Raw genomic sequence first — 23,726 nt, 5'->3', positions numbered from 1 at the left:
CGGTGTGTCCAGTATCCTGGCTGTTCGGTCGCGTGTATGTCCGCGATCCATGCTGCCCGCGTACAGCGGCAGCGCCCCTCACGACGATCCGAAGGCAGGCAGAACCCTGAGTACGCGCCTCGACCACCGCAATCCCCTCGTGTTCGACACACACGAGCTGGGACGGCGTCCTGGTGCCCTCCAGCGGATCTCCCGCACGATCGACGCGCCCAGGGACCTGGGTGTCGCGGGGGTCATCGGAGTGCCCGAGGGCGCACCGGTGGAGATCGAGCTCCGTCTCGAGTCGGTCATGGAAGGGGTGCTTGTCACAGGCACCGCCCGTGCATCCGCCGAGGGGGAGTGCGTAAGGTGTCTGGAGCCCGTCGAGCTGGAGCTCGACGCGGACTTCCAGGAGATGTTCTCGTACCCCGACTCCGACGACCGGGGCCGCTCCAAGGCGGTCGCGGACGACGAAGCCGAGGACGACGAGGGCATGATCCCCCTCGAGGACGGCATGTTCGACCTCGAGCCCGTGCTGCGTGATGCGGTGGTGCTCGCACTGCCGATGCAGCCGGTGTGCCGGGAGGACTGTGCGGGTCTGTGTTCCGAGTGCGGGACCAACCTGAACGAGAACCCGGACCACCACCATGACGCCGTCGACATCCGTTGGGCGGCACTGCAGGGACTCGCCGGTTCGCTGGGAACCGACGAGAAGGACAACATGAGCGATGCCGCATCCGGTGTCGACGAGAAGCAGGAGAAGTAGCCGTGGCTGTTCCGAAGCGGAAGATGTCGCGCAGCAACACGCGCCACCGCCGGTCGCAGTGGAAGGCTGCGGTCCCCACCCTGGTTTCGTGTGAGCGTTGCCAGGAGCCGAAGCAGCAGCACATCGCGTGCCCGAGCTGCGGCACCTACAACAAGCGCCAGGTCCTCTCGGTCTGAGTGGCTGGTGAGAGGCACGATGTCTGACAACATCAGCACCGCCTCGTCCCACACGCTTCTGGAAGGGCGGCTCGGGTATCAGCTCGAGTCCGCCCTTCTGGTGCGTGCGCTGACCCACCGCTCCTACGCGTACGAGAACGGCGGTCTGCCCACCAACGAGCGTCTGGAGTTCCTCGGGGACTCCGTGCTGGGCCTGGTGGTCACGGACACGCTGTACCGCACCCACCCCGACCTGCCGGAAGGCCAGCTGGCCAAACTGCGGGCCGCGGTGGTCAACTCGCGTGCGCTGGCGGACGTGGGCCGCGGCCTCGACCTCGGCTCCTTCATCCGGCTCGGCCGGGGCGAGGAAGGCACGGGCGGCCGGGACAAGGCGTCCATCCTCGCCGACACCCTCGAAGCGGTGATCGGCGCGGTCTATCTCGACCAGGGCCTCGAAGCGGCGTCCGAGCTGGTGCACCGGCTCTTCGACCCGCTGATCGAGAAGTCCTCCAACCTCGGTGCCGGCCTGGACTGGAAGACCAGCCTCCAGGAGCTCACCGCGGCCGAGGGTCTCGGTGTGCCGGAGTACCTCGTCTCCGAGGAGGGTCCGGACCACGAGAAGACCTTCACTGCTGCCGCCCGCGTCGGTGGTGTCTCGTACGGCACCGGCACCGGCCGCAGCAAGAAGGAAGCGGAGCAGCAGGCGGCGGAGTCCGCCTGGCGCGCGATCCGCGCGGACGCGGACGCGCGTGCGGCGGCGGCGAAGGCCGCGGCCGAGGCGGGTACGGGAGAGGCCGCCGACACCTCTCCGTCCGCGGACCGGGCGTCGGCCTGACGGCCGTCTCCCCGTCCTCCCCGCCACCGCTTCCCGAGAACCCCGCCCCTCCCAGGGGCGGGGTTCTCGCCCGTTTCCGCCCCGGTAGGGTGAAGACCGTCCCCCGCGCGTCCCGAGGAGAGCCGTCCCGTGCCCGAGCTGCCCGAGGTCGAGGTCGTCCGCCGTGGTCTGGAGCGCTGGATCGCCGGCCGGACCGTGGCCGGTGTCGAGGTGCTGCACCCCCGGGCCGTACGCCGTCACGTGGCGGGCGGCGCGGACTTCGCGGCCCGGCTGACCGGACAGCGCGTCGAGGGGGCGCGGCGGCGCGGCAAGTACCTGTGGCTGCCGCTGTCCGGCACCGGTACCGCCGTCCTCGGCCACCTCGGCATGAGCGGGCAGCTCCTCGTCCAGCCGGAGGACGCCCCGGACGAGAAGCACCTGCGCGTCCGGGTCCGCTTCGGCGACTCCGCCGGCACCGAACTCCGGTTCGTCGACCAGCGCACCTTCGGCGGGCTCTCGCTCCACGAGCAGACCCCGGAAGGGCTCCCGGACGTCATCGCCCACATCGCCCGCGACCCGCTGGACCCGGCCTTCGACGACGCCGCCTTCCACCGGGCGCTGCGCCTGCGCCGTACGACGGTCAAGCGGGCCCTGCTCGACCAGTCGCTCATCAGCGGCGTCGGCAACATCTACGCCGACGAGGCGCTCTGGCGCTCCCGGCTGCACTACGACCGGCCCACCGCCACCCTGACCCGGCCGCGCTCGGCGGAACTCCTCGGACACGTCCGGGACGTGATGAACGCGGCGCTCGCGGCCGGCGGCACCAGCTTCGACAGCCTGTACGTGAACGTCAACGGCGAGTCCGGCTACTTCGACCGCTCGCTCGACGCGTACGGGCGCGAGAACGAGCCCTGCCACCGCTGCGGTACGCCGATGCGCCGCCGCCCGTGGATGAACCGGTCCAGCTACTTCTGCCCCCGCTGCCAGCGCCCCCCGCGCCCGGCGCGCGTGACGGTGCTGGGCCCGGGGCGCTGACGCGCGGGGGTGCGCCCGACGTCCGCGGCTCGGGCCCGGGGCCGCTCGGGCCGGTCTCCGGGGGCCGGGCGGAGTCTTACGCTCCGGCCGTGCTCGCGGCGCGCGCCGGGTCCCCGGTTCCCGTCCCGCTCGCCCCGCGCTCGGCGTCGTACCGTTCCCGCGCCGTGACGACCTGGGGCATCCGGCCCTCCACCAGCTCGATGAGGCCCACCAGCCGTTCGGCGACCTCGCGGCCGAGCGGGGTGAGGGTGTAGTCGACGCGCGGGGGATTGGTGGGCTGGGCCTCGCGGTGCACCAGGCCGTCGCGCTCCAGGGCGTGCAGGGTCTGGGAGAGCATCTTCTCGCTCACCCCGTCGACGCGGCGCCGCAGCTCGTTGAAGCGGAAGGTCCCGTGGTGGAGGGCGCCGAGGGTGAGGCTGCCCCAGCGGCCCGTCACGTGCTCCAGCGTGGCGCGCGAGGGGCAGGCGCGTGCGAACACGTCGTAGGCACGGTCGTCAGTCATGTCTTCCACCGTACTCCGCACAGCGCTGCGCGCTCACTGGGCGCTAACTGGAGGCTTGCGCTTTCTAAAAGTTAGTGCTCTACTTCTGGTCGTCCCCGCGCAGCCCTTTCCGAGGAGTCCCCTGTGACCAGCCCTGTCGTCTCCATCGCCTACCACTCCGGCTACGGCCACACCGCCGTCCTGGCCGAGGCCGTCCGTGACGGCGCCGCCGAGGCGGGCGCGACCGTCCACCTGATCAAGGTCGACGGGATCACCGACGCCGAGTGGGAGCTGCTCGACGCCTCCGACGCGATCGTCTTCGGCTCGCCCACCTACATGGGCACCGCCTCCGGCGCCTTCCACCAGTTCGCCGAGGCCACCTCGAAGCGCTGGTTCGGTGACGCCTGGCTCGACAAGCTCGCCGCCGGCTTCACCAACTCCGGCTCCAAGAGCGGCGACAAGCTGCACACCCTCCAGTTCTTCCAGACCCTCGCCGCCCAGCACGGCATGACCTGGATCAACCTGGGCCTGAAGCCCGGCTGGAACAGCAGCGTCGGCTCCGAGAACGACCTCAACCGCCTCGGCTTCTTCTCCGGCGCCGGCGCCCAGAGCCCCAGCGACCTCGGACCGGAAGCCGTCCACAAGGCCGACATCGCGACGGCCGAGCACCTCGGCCGCCGTGTCGCCACGACCGCCCGCGTCTTCCTGGCGGGCAAGGCCGCGGCCTGACCCGACCCGGCACACACGGAAGAGCCCCGCCACCGACCGGTGACGGGGCCCTTCGGCGTCCGCGCGTGACGTGCCGGCTCAGTACCCGAAGTTCTGCGTCCACCACGGGCCGCCGTCGCCGAAGTGGACGCCGACACCCAGGGCGGTGAAGTCGCAGTTCAGGATGTTGGCGCGGTGGCCGTCGCTCGCCATCCAGGAGGCCATGACGGCTGCCGCGTCGACCTGGCCGCGGGCGATGTTCTCGCCGCCCATGCCCGAGACGCCGGCCCGCTGCGCGCGGGTCCACGGGGTGTCGCCGTCCGGGTCCGTGTGGTCGAAGAAGCCGCGGGCCGCCATGTCGGCGCTGAAGGCGCCGGCGAGGGAGGCGAGCTCCGCGTCCTGGCGGACCGGGGTGCAGCCCACCTTGGCGCGCTCCACGTTCACCAGCCGTACGACCTCCGCCTCGGCGGCGGCCGCGCGGTTCGCCGTCGAGGGGGCGGACGGGGTGGTCCTCAGTGGCGCCGGGGTGGTGACGGCCGGCTTCGGCGCGTCCTGCGTGGTGGGCGCGGCGGTCGGCGTGCGGGGTGCCCGTGGCGTCTTCGGTGCCCTGGGGGGCGCCGGGGGAGTGCTCCGCTCTGTGACGGCCGGGGTGGGCTTCCGCGCCGGCGCGGCGGAGGGCGTGGAGGACGGCGTACGCGGGGGAGTGGGCGTCGGGGACGCCTTCGTGGACGGAGCCGCCGACGGCGACGCGGCCCGGCCGCTGCCCGGGCCCGTACCGGAGTCCGAGCCGCCGGCCGTGCCGTCCGTCGTGGCCGCCGAGGTGCGCGCCGCGCCGCCCTGGGTCGTCAGCTCCGGCGTCCGCCGGGACTCCACCTGCCGCTCGCTCGTCGCGGTGCCGCCCGTGGTGAAGGTGTCGCCGCCGGGCAGCAGACCCGAGGCGACGGCCATGGCGCCGGCCGCCACGGCGGCGGAGACACCGAGCAGTCCCGTGCGGACGGGGGCGCCCCGCCGCTTGCGGCGGGTACCCCGGTGCCGGCCGTCCGCGTCGGCCGCGTACTCTTCTGCGGCGGGCGCGGCGCCGGAGCGACGGTGGCGTCCCATCTGCTCTGCCTTCCTGCTGTCTTCGCTGGATCTTTGCTGATCTTTGCCGGAGTTTGCTCTCGGTATCGCGCCGGTGACGCGTCGGCGACCGGCCCTCGAACGGCCCGCACCCGGACGGGCGAGGCGCGTTCGTCGGGACTGTACGCCATGAGGCGCCCGGGCGATGTGCTCATCGCATGATCCGCCCGCTAGCGTGCAGCCATGAACGACGACGTACGGATGACCGCCTGGGTACGCGGCCGGGTACAGGGAGTGGGCTTCCGCTGGTTCACCAGGGCAAACGCCCTGGAGATCGGCGGACTCGTGGGCTTCGCCCTCAACCTCGACGACGGCCGGGTCCAGGTCGTGGCCGAGGGGCCCCGTGAGAATTGCCACCGTCTCCTCGACTGGCTGCGCTCCGACGACACACCCGGCCGCGTGGACGGCGTCACTGAGATCTGGGACACGCCGCGCGGCGGTTACGACGGCTTCGCCATCCGCTGACACCCGGCGCGGACCTCCGCCCACCCCTCGCCGCCCGGCCGGCACGACCGCCGGGCGGCCTCCGCCCGACGGCGGCGTGAAGGGAAAACCACCAGGTGGTTGCGAATGCGCCGCCACTCGTGCCAGGCTGCGGGAAGAACGGATGATCCCCGTGCCCCGAGGCACCGCGTGTGAGGCTCCGCCGCCCCGACGAGCGGCCGAGGCCCCCGGTTGCCCCGCCCACAGGGGCGTGATCGTGTTGACCGTCAAACATTTTGGTGAGACTCTGGAAGCCCCGCGCACCTGAGCTGTTGGGCAGTCGGAACCGGCACGACACGCACTGCCGAGCACCGCGGGTGCGATTCCCTCACGACCCACACCGCAATCGGTCGGTCACTCAGTGTGGAGGACCATCCATCATGGCAAAGGCGCTTCTCGGTTACGTCGGCGGCTCCGACCCGCGACTCCTCGCCGAGATGCGACGGCTTCAGCAGCGTGTTCAGGACCTCGAGTCCGAGCTGGTACGGATCCAGTCCGAGAACGACGCGCTGTCCGCTGCCGCCGCACATCACAAGGGCGAGTCGCTGCTTGACGGCATCGACCTCGACGTACCCCAGGCGGAGCCTGCGCTCACCTGACAACCCAGCCCCGAGGGGCCAGGTGGGAAACAACGCACACCGGCACAGCCGGAGGCCGTACGTCCGGTAGCTCGAACACCGGGCGTGCGACAACTGGATATGCAAGGGACGCTTCGGCGTCCCTTCTTTCTTGGGCCCTCCGGCTTTCCTGGCTTCCCTCCCCCGGGGCTTCCGCGCCCCCTCTTCCTCCCCGGGGATCTGCCCCCGGCCTTCACGGGTGAAACGCCCGCGCCCCGGTAGAGTCAAGGGGGTGCACCTCAAGGCCCTGACGCTCCGCGGATTCAAATCGTTCGCCTCGGCGACCACCCTGCGGTTCGAGCCCGGAATCACCTGTGTCGTGGGCCCCAACGGCTCGGGCAAGTCCAATGTCGTGGACGCCCTCTCCTGGGTCATGGGCGAGCAGGGCGCCAAGTCGCTGCGCGGCGGCAAGATGGAGGACGTCATCTTCGCCGGCACGACCGGCCGCCCGCCGCTCGGCCGCGCCGAGGTCTCCCTGACCATCGACAACTCCGACGGCGCCCTGCCCATCGACTACGCCGAGGTCACGATCACCCGGATCATGTTCCGGGGCGGCAGCAGCGAGTACCAGATCAACGGCGACACCTGCCGGCTCCTCGACATCCAGGACCTGCTGTCCGACTCCGGCATCGGCCGCGAGATGCACGTGATCGTCGGCCAGGGGCAGCTCGACTCCGTGCTGCACGCCGACCCGATGGGCCGCCGCGCCTTCATCGAGGAGGCCGCGGGCGTCCTCAAGCACCGCAAGCGCAAGGAGAAGGCGCTGCGGAAGCTGGACGCGATGCAGGCCAACCTCGCCCGCGTCCAGGACCTCACCGACGAACTGCGCCGCCGGCTCAAGCCGCTCGGCCGGCAGGCCGCCGTCGCACGCCGAGCCGCCGTCATCCAGGCCGACCTGCGCGACGCCCGCCTGCGGCTCCTCGCCGACGACCTGGTACGGCTCCGGGAGGCGCTGCGCGCCGAGCTCGCCGACGAGGCCGCGCTCCTCGCCCGCAAGGAGGCCACCGCCGCCGAGCTGCGCGAGGCCCTCGCCCGGGAGGCCGGCCTGGAGGCGGAGGTCAGCGCCCTCGCGCCCCGCCTCGAACGCGCCGAGCAGACCTGGTACGCCCTCTCCCAGCTCGCCGAACGGGTCCGCGGCACCGTCTCCCTCGCCGACGCCCGCGTCCGCAGCGCCACCGCCCCGCCCGAGGACGAGCGGCGTGGCCGCGACCCCGAGGACCTGGAGCGCGAGGCCGCCCGCGTCCGCGCCCAGGAGGCCGAGCTGACCGCCGCCCTGGAAGCCGCCGAACGCGCCCTGGAGGACGCCGTCGCCCACCGCGCCGGCCTGGAGGGGGACCTCGCCGCCGAGGAGCGCCGCCTGAGGGACGTCACCCGGGCCGTCGCGGACCGCCGCGAAGGACTCGCCCGGCTCCACGGCCAGGCCGGCGCCGCCCGCTCGCGCGCCGCCGCCGCCCAGGCCGAGATCGACCGCCTCGCCGCCGCCCGCGACGAGGCGGCCGAGCGGGCCGTCACCGCCCAGGAGGAGTACGAGCGGCTGCGCGCCGAGGTCGACGGTCTGGAGGCCGAGGACACCGAGCACACCGAGCGGTACGAGGCGGCCCGCCGCGAACTCGCCGACGCCGAGGCCGCCCTGAGCGCCGCACGGGAGGACTCGGGAGAGGCGGAGCGCCGCCGCGCCGCCACCCGGGCCCGCCACGACACGCTCGCCCTCGGCCTGCGCCGCAAGGACGGCACGGAGGCCCTGCTCTCCGCCGGTCTCTCCGGGCTCCTCGGCCCCGCCGCCGAACTCCTCACGGTCACCCCCGGTTACGAGATCCCGGTCGCCGCCGCCCTCGGTGCCGCCGCCGACGCCCTCGCCGCCGACGGCACCGCCTCCGCCGCCGAGGCCCTCCGCCTGCTCCGCAAACAGGACGCCGGCCGGGCGACCCTGCTCCTCGCCGCCCCCTCCGAACGGCCCGCCCCCGCCGCCGAGTCGGCCGCGCCCGCGCTCCCCGGCCACGCCGTCCCCGCCGACCGGCTCGTCACCGGCCCCGACGACCTCCTCGGCGCCCTGCGGCGGCTGCTCGACCGGACCGTCGTCGTGGACTCCCTCGACGAGGCCGTCGAACTCGTCCGCACCCACCCCGACATGACCGCCGTCACCGCGGAGGGCGACCTGCTCGGCGCCCACTACGCCCAGGGCGGTTCCGCCGGCGCGCCCAGCCTCCTCGAAGTGCGGGCCGCCGTCGACGAGGCCGCCGCCGAACTCGCCGAACTCACCGCCCGCTGCGAGGAGTCGGCGACCGCCGCGCGTGAGGCCGAGGAGCGCCGCCGGACCGCCGCGACGCTCGTCGAGGAACTCGACACCCGCCGCCGTACCGCCGAACGGGAGAAGTCCTCCGTCGCCCAGGCCCTCGGCCGGCTCGCCGGGCAGGCCCGCGCCGCCGCCGGGGAGGCCGAGCGGACCGCCGCCGCCGTCGCCCGCGCCCAGGAATCCCTGGACCGGGCCACCGCCGAGGCCGAAGAACTGGCCGAACGGCTCCTCGTCGCCGAGGAGACCCCCGTCGAGGAGGAGCCCGACACCTCCGAGCGCGACCGGCTCGCCGCCGACGGCTCCCAGGCCCGCCAGGCCGAGATGGAGGCCCGGCTCCAGGTCCGTACCCACGAGGAGCGGGTGAAGGCCCTCGCCGGGCGCGCCGACTCCCTCGACCGCGCCGCCCGCGCCGAACGGGAGACCCGCGCCCGCGCCGAGCGGCGCCGGGCCCGGCTGCGCCACGAGGCCCGCGTCGCGGGCGCCGTCGCCGCCGGAGCCCGTACCCTGCTCGCCCACACCGAGGCCTCGCTGGACCGGGCGGAGCGGGAGCGCGAGGCGGCCCGCGCCGCACGCGCCGAGCGCGAGCGGGAGCTCACCACCGCCCGCGCCCGGGGCCGCGAACTGAAGGCCGCGCTCGACAAGCTCACCGACTCCGTCCACCGGGGCGAGGTCCTCGGGGCCGAGAAGCGCCTGCGGATCGAGCAGCTGGAGGCGAAGGCCCTGGAGGATTTCGGGGTCGAGGCGACGGACCTGGCCGCCGAGTACGGCCCCGACCAGCCCGTCCCGCCGTCCCCGCCCGCCGACGGCGAGACCCTGCCCGAGGACCCCGGCCATCCGCGCAACCGGCCGAGGCCGTTCGACCGTTCGGAGCAGGAGAAGCGGCTGAAATCCGCCGAGCGCGCCTACCAGCAGCTCGGCAAGGTCAATCCGCTGGCCCTGGAGGAGTTCGCCGCCCTGGAGGCCCGGCACCAGTTCCTCTCCGAGCAGTTGGAGGACCTGAAGAAGACCCGCGCCGATCTGCTTCAGGTCGTGAAGGAGGTCGACCTGCGGGTCGAGCAGGTGTTCACCGAGGCGTACCGGGACACGGCCCGCGAGTTCGAGGGGGTCTTCGCGCGCCTCTTCCCCGGCGGCGAGGGCCGGCTGGTCCTCACCGACCCGGAGAACATGCTCGCCACCGGCGTCGACGTGGAGGCCCGCCCGCCGGGCAAGAAGGTCAAGCGGCTCTCGCTGCTCTCCGGCGGCGAGCGCTCGCTGACCGCCGTGGCGCTCCTCGTGTCGATCTTCAAGGCCCGGCCCAGCCCGTTCTACGTCATGGACGAGGTCGAGGCCGCGCTCGACGACACCAACCTCCAGCGACTGATCGGGATCATGCGGGAGCTCCAGGAGTCCTCGCAGCTCATCGTGATCACCCACCAGAAGCGGACGATGGAGATCGCGGACGCGCTCTACGGCGTGTCCATGCAGGGCGACGGCGTCTCCAAGGTCATCAGCCAGCGCCTCCGCTGAGTCCTCAGGCCGCGCCTATTCAAGACTTGAACGCCTACCCCGTTCGTCTTTCGGTAAACAGGGGAGGCATCCCCTCTTGACTTCGACACTTGAAGGCATAGTCTCTGCAACGTTGCTTTTACCTTCATGTGGTGGGCGGCGTGAAGTTGTGCGCCACTGGAAGGGCTATCCCCCACCGAGGAGTCCATGTGACCAGCACCGCGCAGGCGCCCACGCCGCCGCCGTCCGAAGGCCGGGCGGCCCATCCGGACCACCTCGGCCACGTCATCTTCATCACGGCCTCGGCCGCGATGGGCGGTTTCCTCTTCGGCTACGACAGCTCCGTCATCAACGGCGCGGTCGAGGCCATCCGCGACCGCTACGACATCGGCTCCGGAACCCTCGCGCAGGTCATCGCGATCGCCCTCATCGGCTGTGCCATCGGCGCCGCCACCGCCGGGCGCATCGCCGACCGCATCGGCCGCATCCGCTGCATGCAGATCGCCGCCGTCCTCTTCTCCGTCAGCGCCGTCGGCTCGGCGCTCCCCTTCGCCCTCTGGGACCTCGCCTTCTGGCGGGTCGTCGGCGGCTTCGCCATCGGCATGGCCTCCGTGATCGGCCCCGCCTACATCGCCGAGGTCGCCCCCGCCGCCTACCGCGGCCGTCTCGGCTCCTTCCAGCAGGCCGCGATCGTCATCGGCATCGCCATCTCCCAGCTGGTCAACTACGGCATCCTCCAGCTCGCCGACGGCGACCAGCGCGGCGAGATCGGCGGCCTGGAGGCCTGGCAGTGGATGCTCGGCGTGATGGTCGTCCCCGCCCTCCTCTACGGGCTGCTCTCCTTCGCCATCCCCGAGTCGCCGCGCTTCCTCATCTCCGTCGGCCGCAAGGACCGGGCCAAGGAGGTCCTCGCCGAGGTCGAGGGCCACGGCGTCGACCTCGACCGCCGCGTCGCCGAGATCGAGCGGGCCATGCGCAGCGAGCACAAGTCCACCTTCAGGGACCTGTTCGCCGCCGGCGCCCGGTTCAAGCTGCTGCCCATCGTCTGGGTCGGCATCGGCCTCTCGGTCTTCCAGCAGCTCGTCGGCATCAACGTCGCCTTCTACTACTCGGCGACCCTCTGGCAGTCCGTGGGCATCGACCCGTCCGGCTCGTTCTTCTACTCGTTCACCACGTCGATCATCAACATCGTCGGCACCGTGATCGCGATGGTCCTCGTCGACCGGGTCGGCCGCAGGCCGCTCGCCCTCGTCGGCTCCGCCGGCATGGCCATCGCCCTCGCGTTCGAGGCCTGGGCCTTCTCCGCCGACCTCGTCGACGGCAAGCTGCCCGAGACGCAGGGCGTCGTGGCGCTCGTCGCCGCCCACGTCTTCGTCCTCTTCTTCGCCCTCTCCTGGGGCGTCGTGGTCTGGGTCTTCCTCGGCGAGATGTTCCCCAACCGCATCCGCGCCGCCGCCCTCGGCGTCGCCGCCTCCGCCCAGTGGATCGCCAACTGGGCCATCACCGCCAGCTTCCCGTCCCTCGCCGACTGGAACCTGTCCGGCACCTACATCATCTACACGGTCTTCGCCGTGCTCTCGATCCCCTTCGTGCTCCGGTACGTCAAGGAGACCAAGGGCAAGGCGTTGGAGGAGATGGGCTAAACCCCGCTGCCCCTCTCCTCACGACGACTGCCCCGGTCCGAGGCTCACGCCACGGACCGGGGCAGTGCCGTTGCCACCGGCGCTCCCGTACGGACCTCACGGTGCCGTACGGGCGGACATCACACGGACGCGGGCGCCCGCTCCCCGGCGACCGGCTCCCCGTCGACGCGGCCGTCCACGGCGGGCGTCCGCGGCAGCACCGCGTACAGCACACCGGCCACCAGGATCGTCACCGCCCAGCCGAGACCGTTCTCACCGATCCACGACGAGGCCAGCGGACCGGAGAACCAGTCCACCTTCGTGAAGAGCAGCCCGACCACCAGCGCCACGCCCCAGGCCGTCATCGCCTGCCAGGCGAAACCGCCCCGGTACCAGTAGCCACTGGTGCGCCCGGTGTCCATCAGCGCCTCCGCGTCGTACGACCTCCGGCGCAGCATGTCCACGCCGAAGACGCCGATCCACGCCGAGAAGGCCACCGCGAGCAGCGTCAGGAAGGAGATGAACGACCCGATGAAGCTGGTCGCCACCACCATCAGCAGGAACCCAAAGACGAGGCTGATCACGGCGTTCACACTCACCGCCGCCGCCCGCGACACCTTGATGCCGAGCGTCTGCGCCGTGAACCCGGCCGAGTACATCGACATCGAGTTGATCAGCAGCATGCCGATTAGGGCGATCAGCAGGTAGGGCACCGAGATCCACGCCGGCAGCAGCTCGCCGATGAACGAGACCGGGTCCTGCGCCGAGGCCAGGTCCGGCGTGGCGACCGCCATCACCGCGCCCATCAGCACCATCGGCAGCACCACGATCCCGGCGCCGCCGACCGTCGTGGCGACCATCGCCTTCGAGGAGGCCGTCCGGGGCAGGTAGCGGGTGAAGTCGGGGCCTGAGGGCACCCAGCTGATGCCACCGGCCGCGATCGTGCCGATGCCCGCGATCATCATCGCCGTCGAACCGGCCGGCTTGTCGAAGACCGCCGCCCAGTCGGTGTTCGCCACCAGGTGCACCAGGACCAGCACGGAGAACGCGCCGAAGAGGTAGGTGGACCAGGTGCTGCACACCCGCAGCGCGTTGATCCCCAGGCCCGAGACGAGGAAGGTGCACGTGACGAACGCCAGCAGGGTGACCACGATGAGGAAGGTGTTCGACTTCACACCGAACAGCAGGTCCAGGACGGTCAGCACCGCGTAGGCGCCGGTCACCGCGTTGATCGTCTCCCAGCCCCAGCGGGCCACCCAGATCAGCGACCCGGGAAAAAGGTTTCCGCGCTGGCCGAACACGGCCCGCGACAGCGCCATGCCGGGCGCTCCGCCCCGCTTGCCGGCGATCGAGATGAGACCGACGATCCCGTACGACAGGACGGGCGCGGCCGCGGCCACGACCAGCACCTGCCAGAAGTTCAGGCCGTTGAAGACGATCAAGCCGGCACCCATCGTGAGCAGCAGCACACTGATGTTGGCCGCGACCCAGGTCGGGAAGAGGCCGCGGACCCGGCCGGTCCGCTCGTCGTCGGGGACCGGTTCGAGACCTCGGGTCTCCAGGGCCTTGTCGGGGGAGGCGCCTTCGGCGTCGGAGGCGTGGGGCATGGGGGTACTCCGTGCAGAGGTGGGGGGACCCACCCAGCGTACGTGCTCCGCCGAAGACGCCGTCGTGGCCGATACTGGACAGGTTATGGGAATCGAAATCCTCATCCTTGCCGTCGTCATCGCCGTGGTCGCGGTCGCCGTGACCAGCGGGCTCGTGATCAGCGGCCGCAAGAAGAAGCAGCTGCCGCCGGCCGAGCCGCCGTCCACCACGCCGCCCCTCACCGCTCCGCCCGCCGAGCCGCACGTCGGCGACGAGGCGGAGACGCCGCGGGAAGAACCGCGCCGCACCGTCGAGGAGGTCGGCCTCCCCACCGCCGAGGAGGCCGTCGAGACGCCGACCGCCGTCGAGGACCCCGTCGTCGCCGAGCCCCCGGCGCCCGAGATCGAGGTCCCCGAGCCCACCGCCGGCCGCCTCGTACGGCTCCGGGCCCGCCTCGCCCGCTCCCAGAACTCGCTCGGCAAGGGACTGCTCACGCTGCTGTCCCGCGAGCACCTGGACGAGGACACCTGGGAGGAGATCGAGGAGACCCTGCTGACCGCCGACGTCGGCGTCGCCCCCACCCAGGAACTCGTCGAGCGCCTGCGCGAGCGCGTCCGGGTCCTCGGCACCCGCACCCCCGAGGAGCTGCGCGGCCTGCTGCGCGAGGAGCTGATCACCCTCCTCGGCCCGGACCTCGACCGGACCGTGCACACCGAGAGCGCCGCGGACACCCCCGGCGTCGTGATGGTCGTCGGCGTCAACGGCACCGGCAAGACCACCACCACCGGCAAGCTGGCCCGCGTCCTCGTCGCCGACGGCAGGTCCGTCGTCCTCGGCGCCGCCGACACCTTCCGCGCCGCCGCGGCCGACCAGCTCCAGACCTGGGGCGAGCGCGTCGGCGCCCGTACCGTGCGCGGTCCCGAGGGCGGCGACCCGGCCTCCATCGCGTACGACGCGGTCAAGGAGGGCATCGCGGAGAAGGCCGACGTCGTCCTCATCGACACCGCCGGCCGCCTCCACACCAAGACCGGTCTCATGGACGAGCTCGGCAAGGTCAAGCGCGTGGTCGAGAAGCACGGCCCGCTCGACGAGGTCCTCCTCGTCCTCGACGCCACCACCGGCCAGAACGGCCTCATCCAGGCCCGCGTCTTCGCCGAGGTCGTCGACATCACCGGCATCGTCCTGACCAAGCTCGACGGCACCGCCAAGGGCGGCATCGTCATCGCCGTCCAGCGCGAGCTGGGCGTCCCCGTCAAGCTCATCGGCCTGGGCGAGGGCCCGGACGACCTGGCCCCCTTCGAGCCGGGCGCCTTCGTCGACGCCCTGATCGGCGACTGACACCCGGGGGCCGGCCCGAGGGCGCGCCCCCGGGCGACGGCCACGGGGAAGGGCCCGCTCCGAAAGGCCCGCGCCGACCCCGCGCGAAAGGGCCCCCGCCGTCCGTGGCGGGGGCCCTTTCGCGTACGTCCCCGGGAGCGCCGGGCGCGTTCAGCGGTGGGTGCGGTGGCAGATGTACGCCAGGGTGCCGAGCAGCAGCCGCGCCTGCGGCGGCGCCCCGGCCGTGTCCAGCGTCGGCGGCCGCAGCCAGCGCACCGGGCCGAGACCGCCCCGGTCCGACGGGGGAGCGGTGATGTACCGCCCCGGCCCCAGCCCGTGCAGATCCAGCTCCGCGTCGTCCCAGCCCATCCGGTACAGCAGGCGCGGCAGCTCGGCCGCCGCCCCCGGCGCCACGAAGAACTGCGCCCGTCCCGCCGGCGTCACGCACACCGGCCCCAGCGGCAGCCCCATGCGCTCCAGACGCACCAGCGCCCGCCGCCCCGCCGGCTCCGCGACCTCGATCACGTCGAAGGCGCGCCCGACCGGGAGCATCAGCGCCGCCCCCGGGTACGCGGACCACGCCCTGGTCGCGTCCTCCAGCGCGGCGCCCGCGGGCACCGGCTCGGCGAAGGACAGCGGGTGCGCCCCCGGAGCCGTACAGCTCCCGTCGCCGCAGGAGCACCGGCCGGAGGCCGCCCGCGCGCCGGGAACGACGTCCCAGCCCCAGAGTCCGGTGTACTCGGCCACCGCTGTGCACTCCGTGGTGCGTACGCGGCGACGCGAGCCGGACCGCATCTCGCGAATGCCGCCGATCGTGAAGCCCATGCCCCCTCCAACGGGTCCAGCGCGCCGGTGGTTACGACCCGGAGCACCGCCGTCGCGCACCGTCACCCTCCGTCGCCGAAAGCGGCGCGGTGGCGCGGACGGGGTGGTGCGGACCGCGACACGCGCCCCGGCGCGCTCCTGTCCGCCGACTCCGGTTCGTCGCATGTCAAGTGAATCGCGTTCCCCGCCCGGTGAGTTCATTCGAAGGGGTGGCGAATGGTGGCGTTTCTTGTCACGGCCTCGCCGGAGGGGTGATCGTAGGATTACTTTCGGTACTCGGATGCAGGAAGGCGTGTGCGCGGCGGGTATGCCGGAGGCAAGCCGGTTTCCCGCCCGAAGGAGTGAGAACGCCGGACGGATGTCGTGGGACGCGGCATTCTGGTAAGGCTTCGCACGACAGGCGATCAGGTGGATGGGGGCGTTCCAGTGGGCGGCAACGGCGCAGACGGTACGACTGCCGGCAAGCGCCCGAACGAGCGGCTGAGCTCCTGGTTCGTGCGCAGCGGCTGGTCGAAGGGCGAACTGGCGCGCCAGGTCAACCGCAGGGCCCGCCAGATGGGCGCGCACCACATCTCCACCGACACCTCCCGCGTACGCCGCTGGCTCGACGGCGAACAGCCCCGCGAACCCATCCCGCGCATCCTGTCCGAACTCTTCTCCGAACGCTTCGGCTCGGTCGTCGCCGTCGAGGACCTCGGTCTGCGCACCGCCCACCAGTCCCCGTCCGTCTCCGGCGTCGACCTGCCCTGGGCCGGCCCGCAGACCGTCGCCCTGCTCAGCGAGTTCTCCCGCAGCGACCTCATGCTCGCCCGCCGCGGCTTCCTCGGCTCCTCGCTCTCGCTCGCCGCCGGCCCCGCCCTCATCGAGCCCATGCAGCGCTGGCTCGTCCCCACCCCGGCGGGCGACCCCGGGCGCCCCGCGCCCGCACCCGACGCGCACCGGCCCCACCGGCTCTCCGACATCGAACTCGACCTGCTCGAGTCGACCACCGCCATGTTCCGCACCTGGGACGCCCAGTGCGGCGGCGGACTGCGCCGCAAGGCCGTCGTCGGACAGCTCCACGAGGTCACCGACCTCCTCCAGGAACCCCAGCCGGCCGCCACCGCCCGGCGCCTTTTCCGCTGCGCCGCCGAACTCGCCGAACTCGCCGGCTGGATGAGCTACGACGTGGGCCTCCAGCCCACCGCCCAGAAGTACTTCGTGCTCGCCCTGCACGCCGCCAAGGAAGCCGGCGACAAGCCCCTCGGCTCGTACATCCTCTCCTCCATGAGCCGCCAGATGATCCACCTCGGCCGGCCCGACGACGCCCTCGAACTCATCCACCTCGCCCAGTACGGCAGCCGCGACTGCGCCACCCCGCGCACCCAGGCCATGCTGTACGCGATGGAGGCCCGCGCCTACGCCAACATGGGCCAGCCGTCCAAGTGCAAGCGGGCCGTCCGCATGGCCGAGGACACCTTCGCCGACGTGGGCCTCGACGGCGAACCGGAGCCCGACTGGATCGCCTTCTTCACGGAGGCCGAGCTCAACGGCGAGAACTCCCACTCCTACCGCGACCTCGCCTACGTCGCCGGGCGCTCCCCGACCTACGCCTCCCTCGCGGAACCCGTGATGGAGCGGGCCGTCGAACTCTTCGAGAAGGACCCCGGCCACCAGCGGTCCTACGCCCTCAACCTCATCGGCATGGCCACCGTCCACCTCCTCAAGCGCGAGCCCGAGCAGTCCGTCGTGCTGGCGGAGAAGGCGCTCGGCGTCGCCAAGAGCATCCGCTCCGAGCGGGTCAACAACCGGCTCCGCAAGACCGTGGACACCGCCGCGCGCGACTTCGGCGACGTCGCCGAGGTCGTCCAGCTCACCGACCGCCTCACCCAGCTCCTGCCCGAGGCCGCCGAAGCGGTCTGACCCCCGCTCCCCGCGAGCCCCCCGACCCCGGCCGCGCCCCGCGTCCCGTACTGCCCGACTCGGCTCCCCCGCCGCACAGGACACACGGACCAGGGCGCGGCCGGTCCGCGTCCCGGACGCGGGGCCGCGTGGCCCGCGGGACCCCCGAGCCCGATTCCGCCCGATCCGGCCACCCCGCCCGTACGGCGGCTCCCGTACGAGAACCGCTGTACGGGAGCCGCCGTACGACCCCGCCGCACGTCCCGCACCGGCCTGCCGCGCGCAGGGTACGCCCGTGACCTCGCCGTGACCCAGGCGTTCACGGCCGCGTAACACGCCCCACCCCTTCGTCACCGCTCCGAAACATCGGGCGGCATCGGCCGAAACCGCGCTGCGCCAACCTCAGGGCCCATAACCGGCCACCCTCACGGCCGGCCGCTCCCCGGCCCCGCCCCGCACAGGCCGCACCGACGACGAGGAGACGCCGATGGCACCAGCCGTCACGACCCTGGCAGCGGACGCCCCCGCGCTGTCCGCCGCCAACACCGGGTTCATGCTCATCTGCTCCGCCCTGGTCATGCTGATGACCCCGGCGCTCGCCTTCTTCTACGGAGGCATGGTCCGCGTCAAATCCACCCTGAACATGCTGATGATGAGCTTCATCAGCCTCGGGATCGTCACCGTCCTGTGGGTGCTCTACGGCTTCGGCCTCGCCTTCGGCACCGACATCGGGTCCGTCATCGGCTGGTCCCCGGACTACCTCGGCCTCAGCGGCATCGGCGTCACCGAACTCTGGGACGGCTACACCATCCCGGTCTACGTCTTCGCCGTCTTCCAGCTGATGTTCGCCGTCCTCACCCCCGCGCTCATCAGCGGCGCCCTCGCCGACCGGGTCAAGTTCACCGCCTGGGCCCTCTTCGTCGCCCTCTGGGCCACCGTCGTCTACTTCCCCGTCGCCCACTGGGTCTGGGGCGCCGGCGGCTGGCTGTTCGAGATGGGCGTCATCGACTTCGCCGGCGGCACCGCCGTCCACATCAACGCGGGCGCCGCCGCCCTCGGCGTCATCCTCGTCATCGGCAAGCGCGTCGGATTCAAGAAGGACCCGATGCGGCCGCACAGCCTGCCGCTCGTCATGCTCGGCGCCGGCCTGCTCTGGTTCGGCTGGTTCGGCTTCAACGCCGGCTCCTGGCTCGGCAACGACGACGGCGTCGGCGCCGTCATGTTCGTCAACACCCAGGTGGCCACCGCCGCCGCCATGCTCGCCTGGCTCGCCTACGAGAAGCTCCGCCACGGCGCCTTCACCACCCTCGGCGCCGCCTCCGGCGCCGTCGCCGGCCTCGTCGCCATCACCCCCGCGGGCGGCTCCTGCTCCCCGCTCGGCGCGATCGCCATCGGCGCCGTCGCCGGCCTCGTCTGCGCCATGGCCGTCGGCCTCAAGTACAAGCTCGGCTACGACGACTCCCTCGACGTCATCGGCGTCCACCTCGTCGGCGGCGTCATCGGCTCCCTCCTCGTCGGCTTCTTCGCCACCGGCGGCGTCCAGTCCGACGCCAAGGGCCTCTTCTACGGTGGCGGCCTGGAACAACTCGGCAAGCAGGCCGTCGGCGTCTTCGCCGTCCTCGCCTACTCCCTGATCGTCTCCGCGGTCCTCGCCCTCGTCATCGACAGGACGATGGGCATGCGGGTCAGCGAGGACGACGAGGTCTCCGGCATCGACCAGGTCGAGCACGCCGAGACCGCCTACGACTTCAGCGGCGCCGGCGGCGGCACCGCCCCCCGTACCACCGCCACCACCACCGCCGCACCCGCCCCGGCCGTCACGCAGAACAAGAAGGTGGACGCATGAAGCTCATCACCGCGGTCGTCAAGCCGCACCGGCTCGACGAGATCAAGGAGGCCCTCCAGGCCTTCGGGGTCCACGGCCTCACCGTCACCGAGGCCAGCGGCTACGGACGCCAGCGCGGCCACACCGAGGTCTACCGCGGCGCCGAGTACACCGTCGACCTCGTCCCCAAGATCCGTATCGAGGTCCTGGTCGAGGACGAGGACGCCGAACAGCTCATCGAGGTCGTCGTGAAGGCCGCCCGCACCGGCAAGATCGGCGACGGCAAGGTGTGGAGCGTCCCGGTCGACACGGCCGTCCGCGTCCGCACCGGCGAACGCGGGCCCGACGCCCTGTAGCAGCGCCGCGCGGCACGCACCTCCGCGCACACGAGGCGTACGACAGCGGGCGGCGCGGCATCGCCACCGCACGGGCCCGGGCACCTCGCCCGGGACCGCCGCACCGGACCCAGGCACGGCACACACGGACGGGAGCCGCCGGGTGACGAACCCCGACACGCGCACGCAGACCGACGACCCGGGACCCGGCCGGTACGCGGCGGCCCGGCAGCTCCTCCTCGCGGAGAAGGAGCGGCCGGGCCCCCCGCGCCGCGCCGCCCTCGCCCGCCTCACCGACGACTGGCTCACCGGCCTCTTCACCGCCGCCGCCCCGCCGCCCGGCACCGCCCTCGTCGCCGTCGGCGGTTACGGCCGCGGCGAACTCTCCCCGCGCAGCGACCTCGACCTCCTCCTGCTCCACGACGGCACCGCCGACAAGACCGCCGTCGCCGCCCTCGCCGACCGCGTCTGGTACCCCGTCTGGGACCTCGGCATCGCCCTCGACCACTCCGTCCGCACCCCCGGCGAGGCCCGCGCCACCGCCGCCGGCGACCTCAAGGCCCACCTCGGCCTCCTCGACGCGCGCCCCCTCGCCGGCGACACCGCGCTCGTCACCGCCCTGCGGACCACCGTCCTCGCCGACTGGCGCGACCAGGCCACCCGCCGGCTGCCCGAACTCGCCGCGCTCTGCCGCGAACGCGCCGAACGCTCCGGCGAACTCCGCTTCCTCCTCGAACCCGACCTCAAGGAGGCCCGCGGCGGCCTCCGCGACACCCAGGCCCTCCGCGCCGTCGCCGCCTCCTGGCTCGCCGACGCCCCCCGCGACGGCCTCGACGCCGCCCGCCGCCGCCTCCTCGACGCCCGCGACGCCCTCCACCTCACCACCGGCCGCGCCACCGACCGGCTCGCCCTGCAGGAACAGGACGCCGTCGCCCGCACCCTCGGCCTCCTCGACGCCGACACCCTGCTCCGCGAGGTGTACGAAGCCGCCGGCACCGTCGCGTACGCCTCCGACGTCACCTGGCGCGCCGTCGCCCGCGTCCTCAAGGCCCGCACCGCACGCCCCCGCCTCCGGGCCGTCTTCGGCGGCCGTTCCACGGCGGGGAAACCGCCCGCCGAACGCACCCCCCTCGCCGAGGGCGTCGTGGAGATGGACGGCGAGGCCGTCCTCGCCCGCACCGCACGCCCCGAACGCGACCCGGTGCTGCCGCTGCGCGCCGCCGCCGCGGCCGCCCAGGCCGGACTGCCGCTCTCCCCGCACGCCGTACGCCACCTCGCCGCCACCGCGGCTCCCCTCCCCGTGCCCTGGCCCGCCGAGGCCCGGGAGGAACTCGTCACCCTCCTCGGCGCCGGGCCGCCCGCCGTCCCGGTCTGGGAGGCGCTGGAGGCGGAGGGGCTCGTCACCCGCCTCCTGCCCGACTGGGACCGGGTCCGCCACCGCCCCCAGCGCAACCCCGTCCACACCTGGACCGTCGACCGCCACCTCGTGGAGACCGCGGTCCGCGCCGCCTCCCTCACCCGCCGCGTCGGCCGGCCCGACCTCCTCCTCGTCGCCGCCCTCCTCCACGACATCGGCAAGGGCTGGCCCGGCGACCACTCCGTCGCCGGGGAGACCATCGCCCGCGACCTCGCCGCCCGCGTCGGCTTCGACCGCACCGACACCGCCACCCTCGCCACCCTCGTACGCCACCACCTCCTCCTCGTCGACACCGCCACCCGCCGCGACCTGGACGACCCCGCCACCGTCCGGGCCGTCGCCACCGCCGTGGGCACCTACGGGACGCTGGAACTCCTGCACGCCCTCACCGAGGCCGACGCCCTCGCCACCGGACCCGCCGCCTGGTCCTCCTGGCGCGCGCTCCTCGTCGACGACCTCGTCGCACGCGTCGCCGGCGTTCTCGCGGGCGAACCCCTGCCCGACCCCGAGGCCGCCGCCCCCAGCGCCGCGCAGGAACGCCTCGCCGTCGAGGCCCTGCGCACCGGCGAACCCGTCCTCGCCCTGCACACCCGCGAGGACCAGCCCCTCGACCCCGACGAACCCGAGCCCGTCGGCGTCGAACTCGTCATCGCCATGCCGGACCAGCCCGGCGTGCTCCCCGCCGTCGCCGGCGTCCTCGCCCTGCACCGCCTCACCGTGCGCGCCGCCGACCTGCGGGCCGTACGCCTCCCGGACGGGCTCGCCACCGGACCCGGCGACGGGCCGGGCGCCGGGTCCGGCGACCGCTCCGTCCTGGTCCTCGACTGGCGCGTCGCCGCCGAGTACGGCTCCCTGCCCCAGGCCCACCGCCTGCGCGCCGACCTCGTCCGCGCCCTCGACGGCACCCTCGACATCGCCGCCCGCCTCGCCGAACGCGAGGCCGCCTACCCGCGGCGCCGCGGCGTCCAGGCCCCGCCGCCCCGCGTCACCGTCGCCCCCGCCGGATCCCGCCTCGCCACCGTCCTGGAGGTCCGCGCCCAGGACGCCCCCGGACTCCTCCACCGCATCGGCCGCGCCCTGGAGGGAGCGGCGGTACGGGTCCGCAGCGCCCACGTCTCCACGCTCGGCGCCAACGCCGTCGACACCCTGTACGTGACCCGCCCCGACGGCACGCTCCTCACGGACGGGGAGGCGGCCGACCTCGCCCGGGCGCTGGAGAAGGCCCTGGGGTGAGCCGCCGGCTGCGCCGCCGGGCGGCCGATCCGGTGGGCAGGGACGATTCACGCGGCGGGCCGGATACCCTGGAGGGCGATTCTCTGCCCCCGACCTCAAGGACCGACGAGCGCCGTGTTCGATACTCTCTCCGACCGCCTGAGCGCGACTTTCAAGAGCCTCCGGGGCAAGGGTCGCCTTTCCGAGCAGGACATCGACAGCGCGGCCCGGGAAATCCGTATCGCACTCCTCGAGGCGGACGTCGCCCTCCCGGTCGTCCGCGCGTTCATCAAGAACGTCAAGGAGCGGGCCCTCGGCGCAGAGGTCTCCAAGGCCCTGAACCCGTCGCAGCAGGTCATCAAGATCGTCAACGACGAGCTGGTCGGGATCCTCGGCGGCGAGACCCGCCGTCTGCGCTTCGCCAAGTCCGGCCCCACCGTGATCATGCTCGCCGGTCTCCAGGGCGCCGGTAAGACCACGCTCGCCGGAAAGCTCGGCCTCTGGCTCAAGGGCCAGGGCCACTCCCCGCTGCTCGTCGCCTGCGACCTCCAGCGCCCCAACGCCGTCAACCAGCTCTCGGTCGTCGCCGACCGCGCCGGCGTCGCCTTCTACGGCCCGCAGCCCGGCAACGGCGTCGGTGACCCGGTCCAGGTCGCGAAGGACTCCGTCGAGTACGCGCGGACCAAGCTGTACGACGTCGTCATCGTCGACACCGCCGGCCGCCTCGGCATCGACCAGGAGCTGATGCGGCAGGCCGCGGACATCCGCGACGCCGTCAACCCCGACGAGATCCTCTTCGTCGTCGACGCCATGATCGGTCAGGACGCGGTCAACACCGCCGAGGCCTTCCGCGACGGCGTCGGCTTCGACGGCGTCGTCCTCTCCAAGCTCGACGGCGACGCCCGCGGTGGTGCCGCGCTCTCCATCGCGCACGTCACCGGCAAGCAGATCATGTTCGCCTCCAACGGCGAGAAGCTGGACGACTTCGACGCGTTCCACCCGGACCGCATGGCGTCCCGCATCCTCGGCATGGGCGACATGCTCTCGCTCATCGAGAAGGCCCAGCAGACCTTCGACGAGGACGAGGCCGCCAAGATGGCCTCCAAGCTCGCGTCGAAGAAGGGCCAGGAGTTCACCCTCGACGACTTCCTCGCCCAGATGGAGCAGGTCCGCAAGATGGGCTCCATCTCCAAGCTCCTCGGCATGCTGCCCGGCATGGCCCAGATGAAGGAGCAGATCAACAACATCGACGAGCGGGACGTCGACCGCACCGCCGCCATCATCAAGTCGATGACCCCGGCCGAGCGCCAGGACCCGACCATCATCAACGGCTCCCGCCGGGCCCGTATCGCCAAGGGCTCCGGTGTCGAGGTCAGCGCCGTGAAGGGCCTGGTCGAGCGGTTCTTCGAGGCCCGCAAGATGATGTCCCGCATGGCCCAGGGCGGCGGCCTGCCCGGCATGCCCGGCATCCCGGGCATGGGTGGCGGCCCCGGCCGCCAGAAGAAGCAGGTCAAGCAGGCCAAGGGCAAGCGCAAGAGCGGCAACCCGATGAAGCGGAAGGCCGAGGAGCAGGCCGCCGCCGAGCGCCGCGAGCAGGCCGCCCAGCAGGGCGGCGCGTTCGGCCTCCCGGCCGCCGGCCAGACCCCGCAGGACTTCGAGCTCCCGGACGAGTTCAAGAAGTTCATGGGCTGATCCGGCAGGGGGCCACCCTGGCCCGGACGTTTCACGAGGGCAGGGGCCCGGAGCGGTACGGAGACGACCGCCCGGGCC

At 73.0% G+C, this 23,726-nt stretch carries 19 protein-coding genes; 15 read left to right on the top strand and 4 right to left on the bottom strand.

All coding sequences use genetic code 11. The features are described 5' to 3' along the window. Positions 1 to 49 precede the first annotated feature (49 nt). The 4 genes from ABTY40_RS27180 to mutM all read left to right on the top strand — a co-directional run bounded on the left by ABTY40_RS27180 (position 50) and on the right by mutM (position 2,749). The gene (locus ABTY40_RS27180) at positions 50 to 745 is read left to right on the top strand and encodes a YceD family protein (protein WP_345287564.1); all 696 of its coding nucleotides are present in this window, start codon (positions 50 to 52) and stop codon (positions 743 to 745) included. Between the two features lie 2 nt (positions 746 to 747). Further along, positions 748 to 921, top strand: a complete 174-nt coding sequence (rpmF, locus tag ABTY40_RS27175; RefSeq protein ID WP_030496967.1) for a 50S ribosomal protein L32 — start codon at positions 748 to 750, stop codon at positions 919 to 921. Positions 922 to 940: 19 nt separating this feature from the next. Then, positions 941 to 1,735 (top strand): ribonuclease III, encoded by a 795-nt coding sequence (gene rnc, locus ABTY40_RS27170; protein WP_345287561.1) that lies wholly within the window; start codon positions 941 to 943, stop codon positions 1,733 to 1,735. Between the two features lie 129 nt (positions 1,736 to 1,864). After that, positions 1,865 to 2,749 (top strand): bifunctional DNA-formamidopyrimidine glycosylase/DNA-(apurinic or apyrimidinic site) lyase, encoded by an 885-nt coding sequence (mutM, locus tag ABTY40_RS27165; protein ID WP_352061913.1) that lies wholly within the window; start codon positions 1,865 to 1,867, stop codon positions 2,747 to 2,749. Positions 2,750 to 2,825: 76 nt separating this feature from the next. Here mutM and ABTY40_RS27160 read toward each other — a convergent pair whose 3' ends face one another. Continuing rightward, positions 2,826 to 3,251: a winged helix-turn-helix transcriptional regulator gene (locus ABTY40_RS27160; protein ID WP_352061912.1), complete on the bottom strand. Its 426-nt coding sequence runs from the start codon at positions 3,249 to 3,251 to the stop codon at positions 2,826 to 2,828. Between the two features lie 123 nt (positions 3,252 to 3,374). Between ABTY40_RS27160 and ABTY40_RS27155 the strand changes: the two genes are divergently transcribed. After that, positions 3,375 to 3,959: a flavodoxin family protein gene (locus ABTY40_RS27155; protein ID WP_352061911.1), complete on the top strand. Its 585-nt coding sequence runs from the start codon at positions 3,375 to 3,377 to the stop codon at positions 3,957 to 3,959. Positions 3,960 to 4,037: 78 nt separating this feature from the next. Here the strand turns inward: ABTY40_RS27155 and ABTY40_RS27150 are convergent, their stop codons facing one another. After that, entirely contained in the window at positions 4,038 to 5,039 is a 1,002-nt protein-coding gene (locus ABTY40_RS27150; protein WP_352061910.1) for a CAP domain-containing protein, read from the bottom strand. Between the two features lie 201 nt (positions 5,040 to 5,240). On the opposite strand from ABTY40_RS27150, the gene ABTY40_RS27145 reads away from it, so the two are divergent. The 4 genes from ABTY40_RS27145 to ABTY40_RS27130 all read left to right on the top strand — a co-directional run bounded on the left by ABTY40_RS27145 (position 5,241) and on the right by ABTY40_RS27130 (position 11,578). Continuing rightward, entirely contained in the window at positions 5,241 to 5,522 is a 282-nt protein-coding gene (locus ABTY40_RS27145; protein ID WP_309054622.1) for an acylphosphatase, read from the top strand. Positions 5,523 to 5,920: 398 nt separating this feature from the next. Next, positions 5,921 to 6,139 (top strand): hypothetical protein, encoded by a 219-nt coding sequence (locus tag ABTY40_RS27140; RefSeq protein WP_309054621.1) that lies wholly within the window; start codon positions 5,921 to 5,923, stop codon positions 6,137 to 6,139. 250 nt (positions 6,140 to 6,389) lie between these two features. Further along, complete coding sequence (smc, locus tag ABTY40_RS27135) at positions 6,390 to 9,956, top strand: chromosome segregation protein SMC (protein WP_352061909.1); 3,567 nt, start codon at positions 6,390 to 6,392, stop codon at positions 9,954 to 9,956. A 188-nt stretch (positions 9,957 to 10,144) separates the two neighbouring features. Beyond that, positions 10,145 to 11,578, top strand: a complete 1,434-nt coding sequence (locus ABTY40_RS27130; RefSeq protein ID WP_352061908.1) for a sugar porter family MFS transporter — start codon at positions 10,145 to 10,147, stop codon at positions 11,576 to 11,578. A 119-nt stretch (positions 11,579 to 11,697) separates the two neighbouring features. Here ABTY40_RS27130 and ABTY40_RS27125 read toward each other — a convergent pair whose 3' ends face one another. After that, a complete protein-coding gene (locus ABTY40_RS27125) occupies positions 11,698 to 13,164 on the bottom strand; it encodes a cytosine permease (RefSeq protein WP_352061907.1) in 1,467 nt (488 codons plus the stop codon). Positions 13,165 to 13,255: 91 nt separating this feature from the next. Here ABTY40_RS27125 and ftsY point away from each other — a divergent pair, with 91 nt between their 5' ends. After that, positions 13,256 to 14,482 (top strand): signal recognition particle-docking protein FtsY, encoded by a 1,227-nt coding sequence (ftsY, locus tag ABTY40_RS27120; protein WP_352061932.1) that lies wholly within the window; start codon positions 13,256 to 13,258, stop codon positions 14,480 to 14,482. A 150-nt stretch (positions 14,483 to 14,632) separates the two neighbouring features. Here the strand turns inward: ftsY and ABTY40_RS27115 are convergent, their stop codons facing one another. After that, positions 14,633 to 15,286, bottom strand: coding sequence for a bifunctional DNA primase/polymerase (locus tag ABTY40_RS27115; RefSeq protein WP_352061906.1), 654 nt, complete (start codon positions 15,284 to 15,286; stop codon positions 14,633 to 14,635). A gap of 426 nt (positions 15,287 to 15,712) precedes the next feature. On the opposite strand from ABTY40_RS27115, the gene nsdA reads away from it, so the two are divergent. From nsdA to ffh, 5 genes are all read left to right on the top strand, one after another. After that, on the top strand, positions 15,713 to 17,188 hold the full coding sequence (gene nsdA / locus ABTY40_RS27110) for a transcriptional repressor NsdA (protein ID WP_352061905.1): 1,476 nt from the start codon (positions 15,713 to 15,715) through the stop codon (positions 17,186 to 17,188). A 466-nt stretch (positions 17,189 to 17,654) separates the two neighbouring features. Then, positions 17,655 to 19,013 carry an ammonium transporter gene (locus ABTY40_RS27105; RefSeq protein ID WP_352061904.1) on the top strand — a complete coding sequence of 453 codons (1,359 nt, stop codon included), beginning with the start codon at positions 17,655 to 17,657 and terminating at the stop codon, positions 19,011 to 19,013. Further along, a complete protein-coding gene (locus tag ABTY40_RS27100; RefSeq protein WP_030117734.1) occupies positions 19,010 to 19,348 on the top strand; it encodes a P-II family nitrogen regulator in 339 nt (112 codons plus the stop codon). The genes ABTY40_RS27105 and ABTY40_RS27100 overlap by 4 nt, the downstream gene beginning before the upstream one ends. A 142-nt stretch (positions 19,349 to 19,490) precedes the next feature. Next, on the top strand, positions 19,491 to 21,977 hold the full coding sequence (locus ABTY40_RS27095; protein WP_352061903.1) for a [protein-PII] uridylyltransferase: 2,487 nt from the start codon (positions 19,491 to 19,493) through the stop codon (positions 21,975 to 21,977). Positions 21,978 to 22,091: 114 nt separating this feature from the next. Then, a complete protein-coding gene (gene ffh / locus ABTY40_RS27090) occupies positions 22,092 to 23,648 on the top strand; it encodes a signal recognition particle protein (protein ID WP_352061902.1) in 1,557 nt (518 codons plus the stop codon). Positions 23,649 to 23,726 lie beyond the last annotated feature (78 nt).

Origin of the sequence: Streptomyces sp. NPDC126503 (assembly GCF_040302405.1) — a bacterium.
GTDB lineage: Bacteria > Actinomycetota > Actinomycetes > Streptomycetales > Streptomycetaceae > Streptomyces > Streptomyces gulbargensis.
This window is presented reverse-complemented; position numbering and strand designations above follow the sequence as displayed.

Excerpts from the sequence above, each read along its gene's own strand:
- ABTY40_RS27180 (WP_345287564.1), top strand. The coding sequence starts at position 50 with ATGCTGCCCGCGTACAGCGGCAGCGCCCCTCACGACGATCCGAAGGCA.
- rnc (WP_345287561.1), top strand. The coding sequence starts at position 941 with ATGTCTGACAACATCAGCACCGCCTCGTCCCACACGCTTCTGGAAGGG.
- ABTY40_RS27160 (WP_352061912.1), bottom strand. The coding sequence starts at position 3,251 with ATGACTGACGACCGTGCCTACGACGTGTTCGCACGCGCCTGCCCCTCG.
- ABTY40_RS27150 (WP_352061910.1), bottom strand. The coding sequence starts at position 5,039 with ATGGGACGCCACCGTCGCTCCGGCGCCGCGCCCGCCGCAGAAGAGTAC.
- ABTY40_RS27145 (WP_309054622.1), top strand. The coding sequence starts at position 5,241 with ATGAACGACGACGTACGGATGACCGCCTGGGTACGCGGCCGGGTACAG.
- ABTY40_RS27140 (WP_309054621.1), top strand. The coding sequence starts at position 5,921 with ATGGCAAAGGCGCTTCTCGGTTACGTCGGCGGCTCCGACCCGCGACTC.
- ABTY40_RS27125 (WP_352061907.1), bottom strand. The coding sequence starts at position 13,164 with ATGCCCCACGCCTCCGACGCCGAAGGCGCCTCCCCCGACAAGGCCCTG.
- ABTY40_RS27115 (WP_352061906.1), bottom strand. The coding sequence starts at position 15,286 with ATGGGCTTCACGATCGGCGGCATTCGCGAGATGCGGTCCGGCTCGCGT.
- ABTY40_RS27105 (WP_352061904.1), top strand. The coding sequence starts at position 17,655 with ATGGCACCAGCCGTCACGACCCTGGCAGCGGACGCCCCCGCGCTGTCC.
- ABTY40_RS27100 (WP_030117734.1), top strand. The coding sequence starts at position 19,010 with ATGAAGCTCATCACCGCGGTCGTCAAGCCGCACCGGCTCGACGAGATC.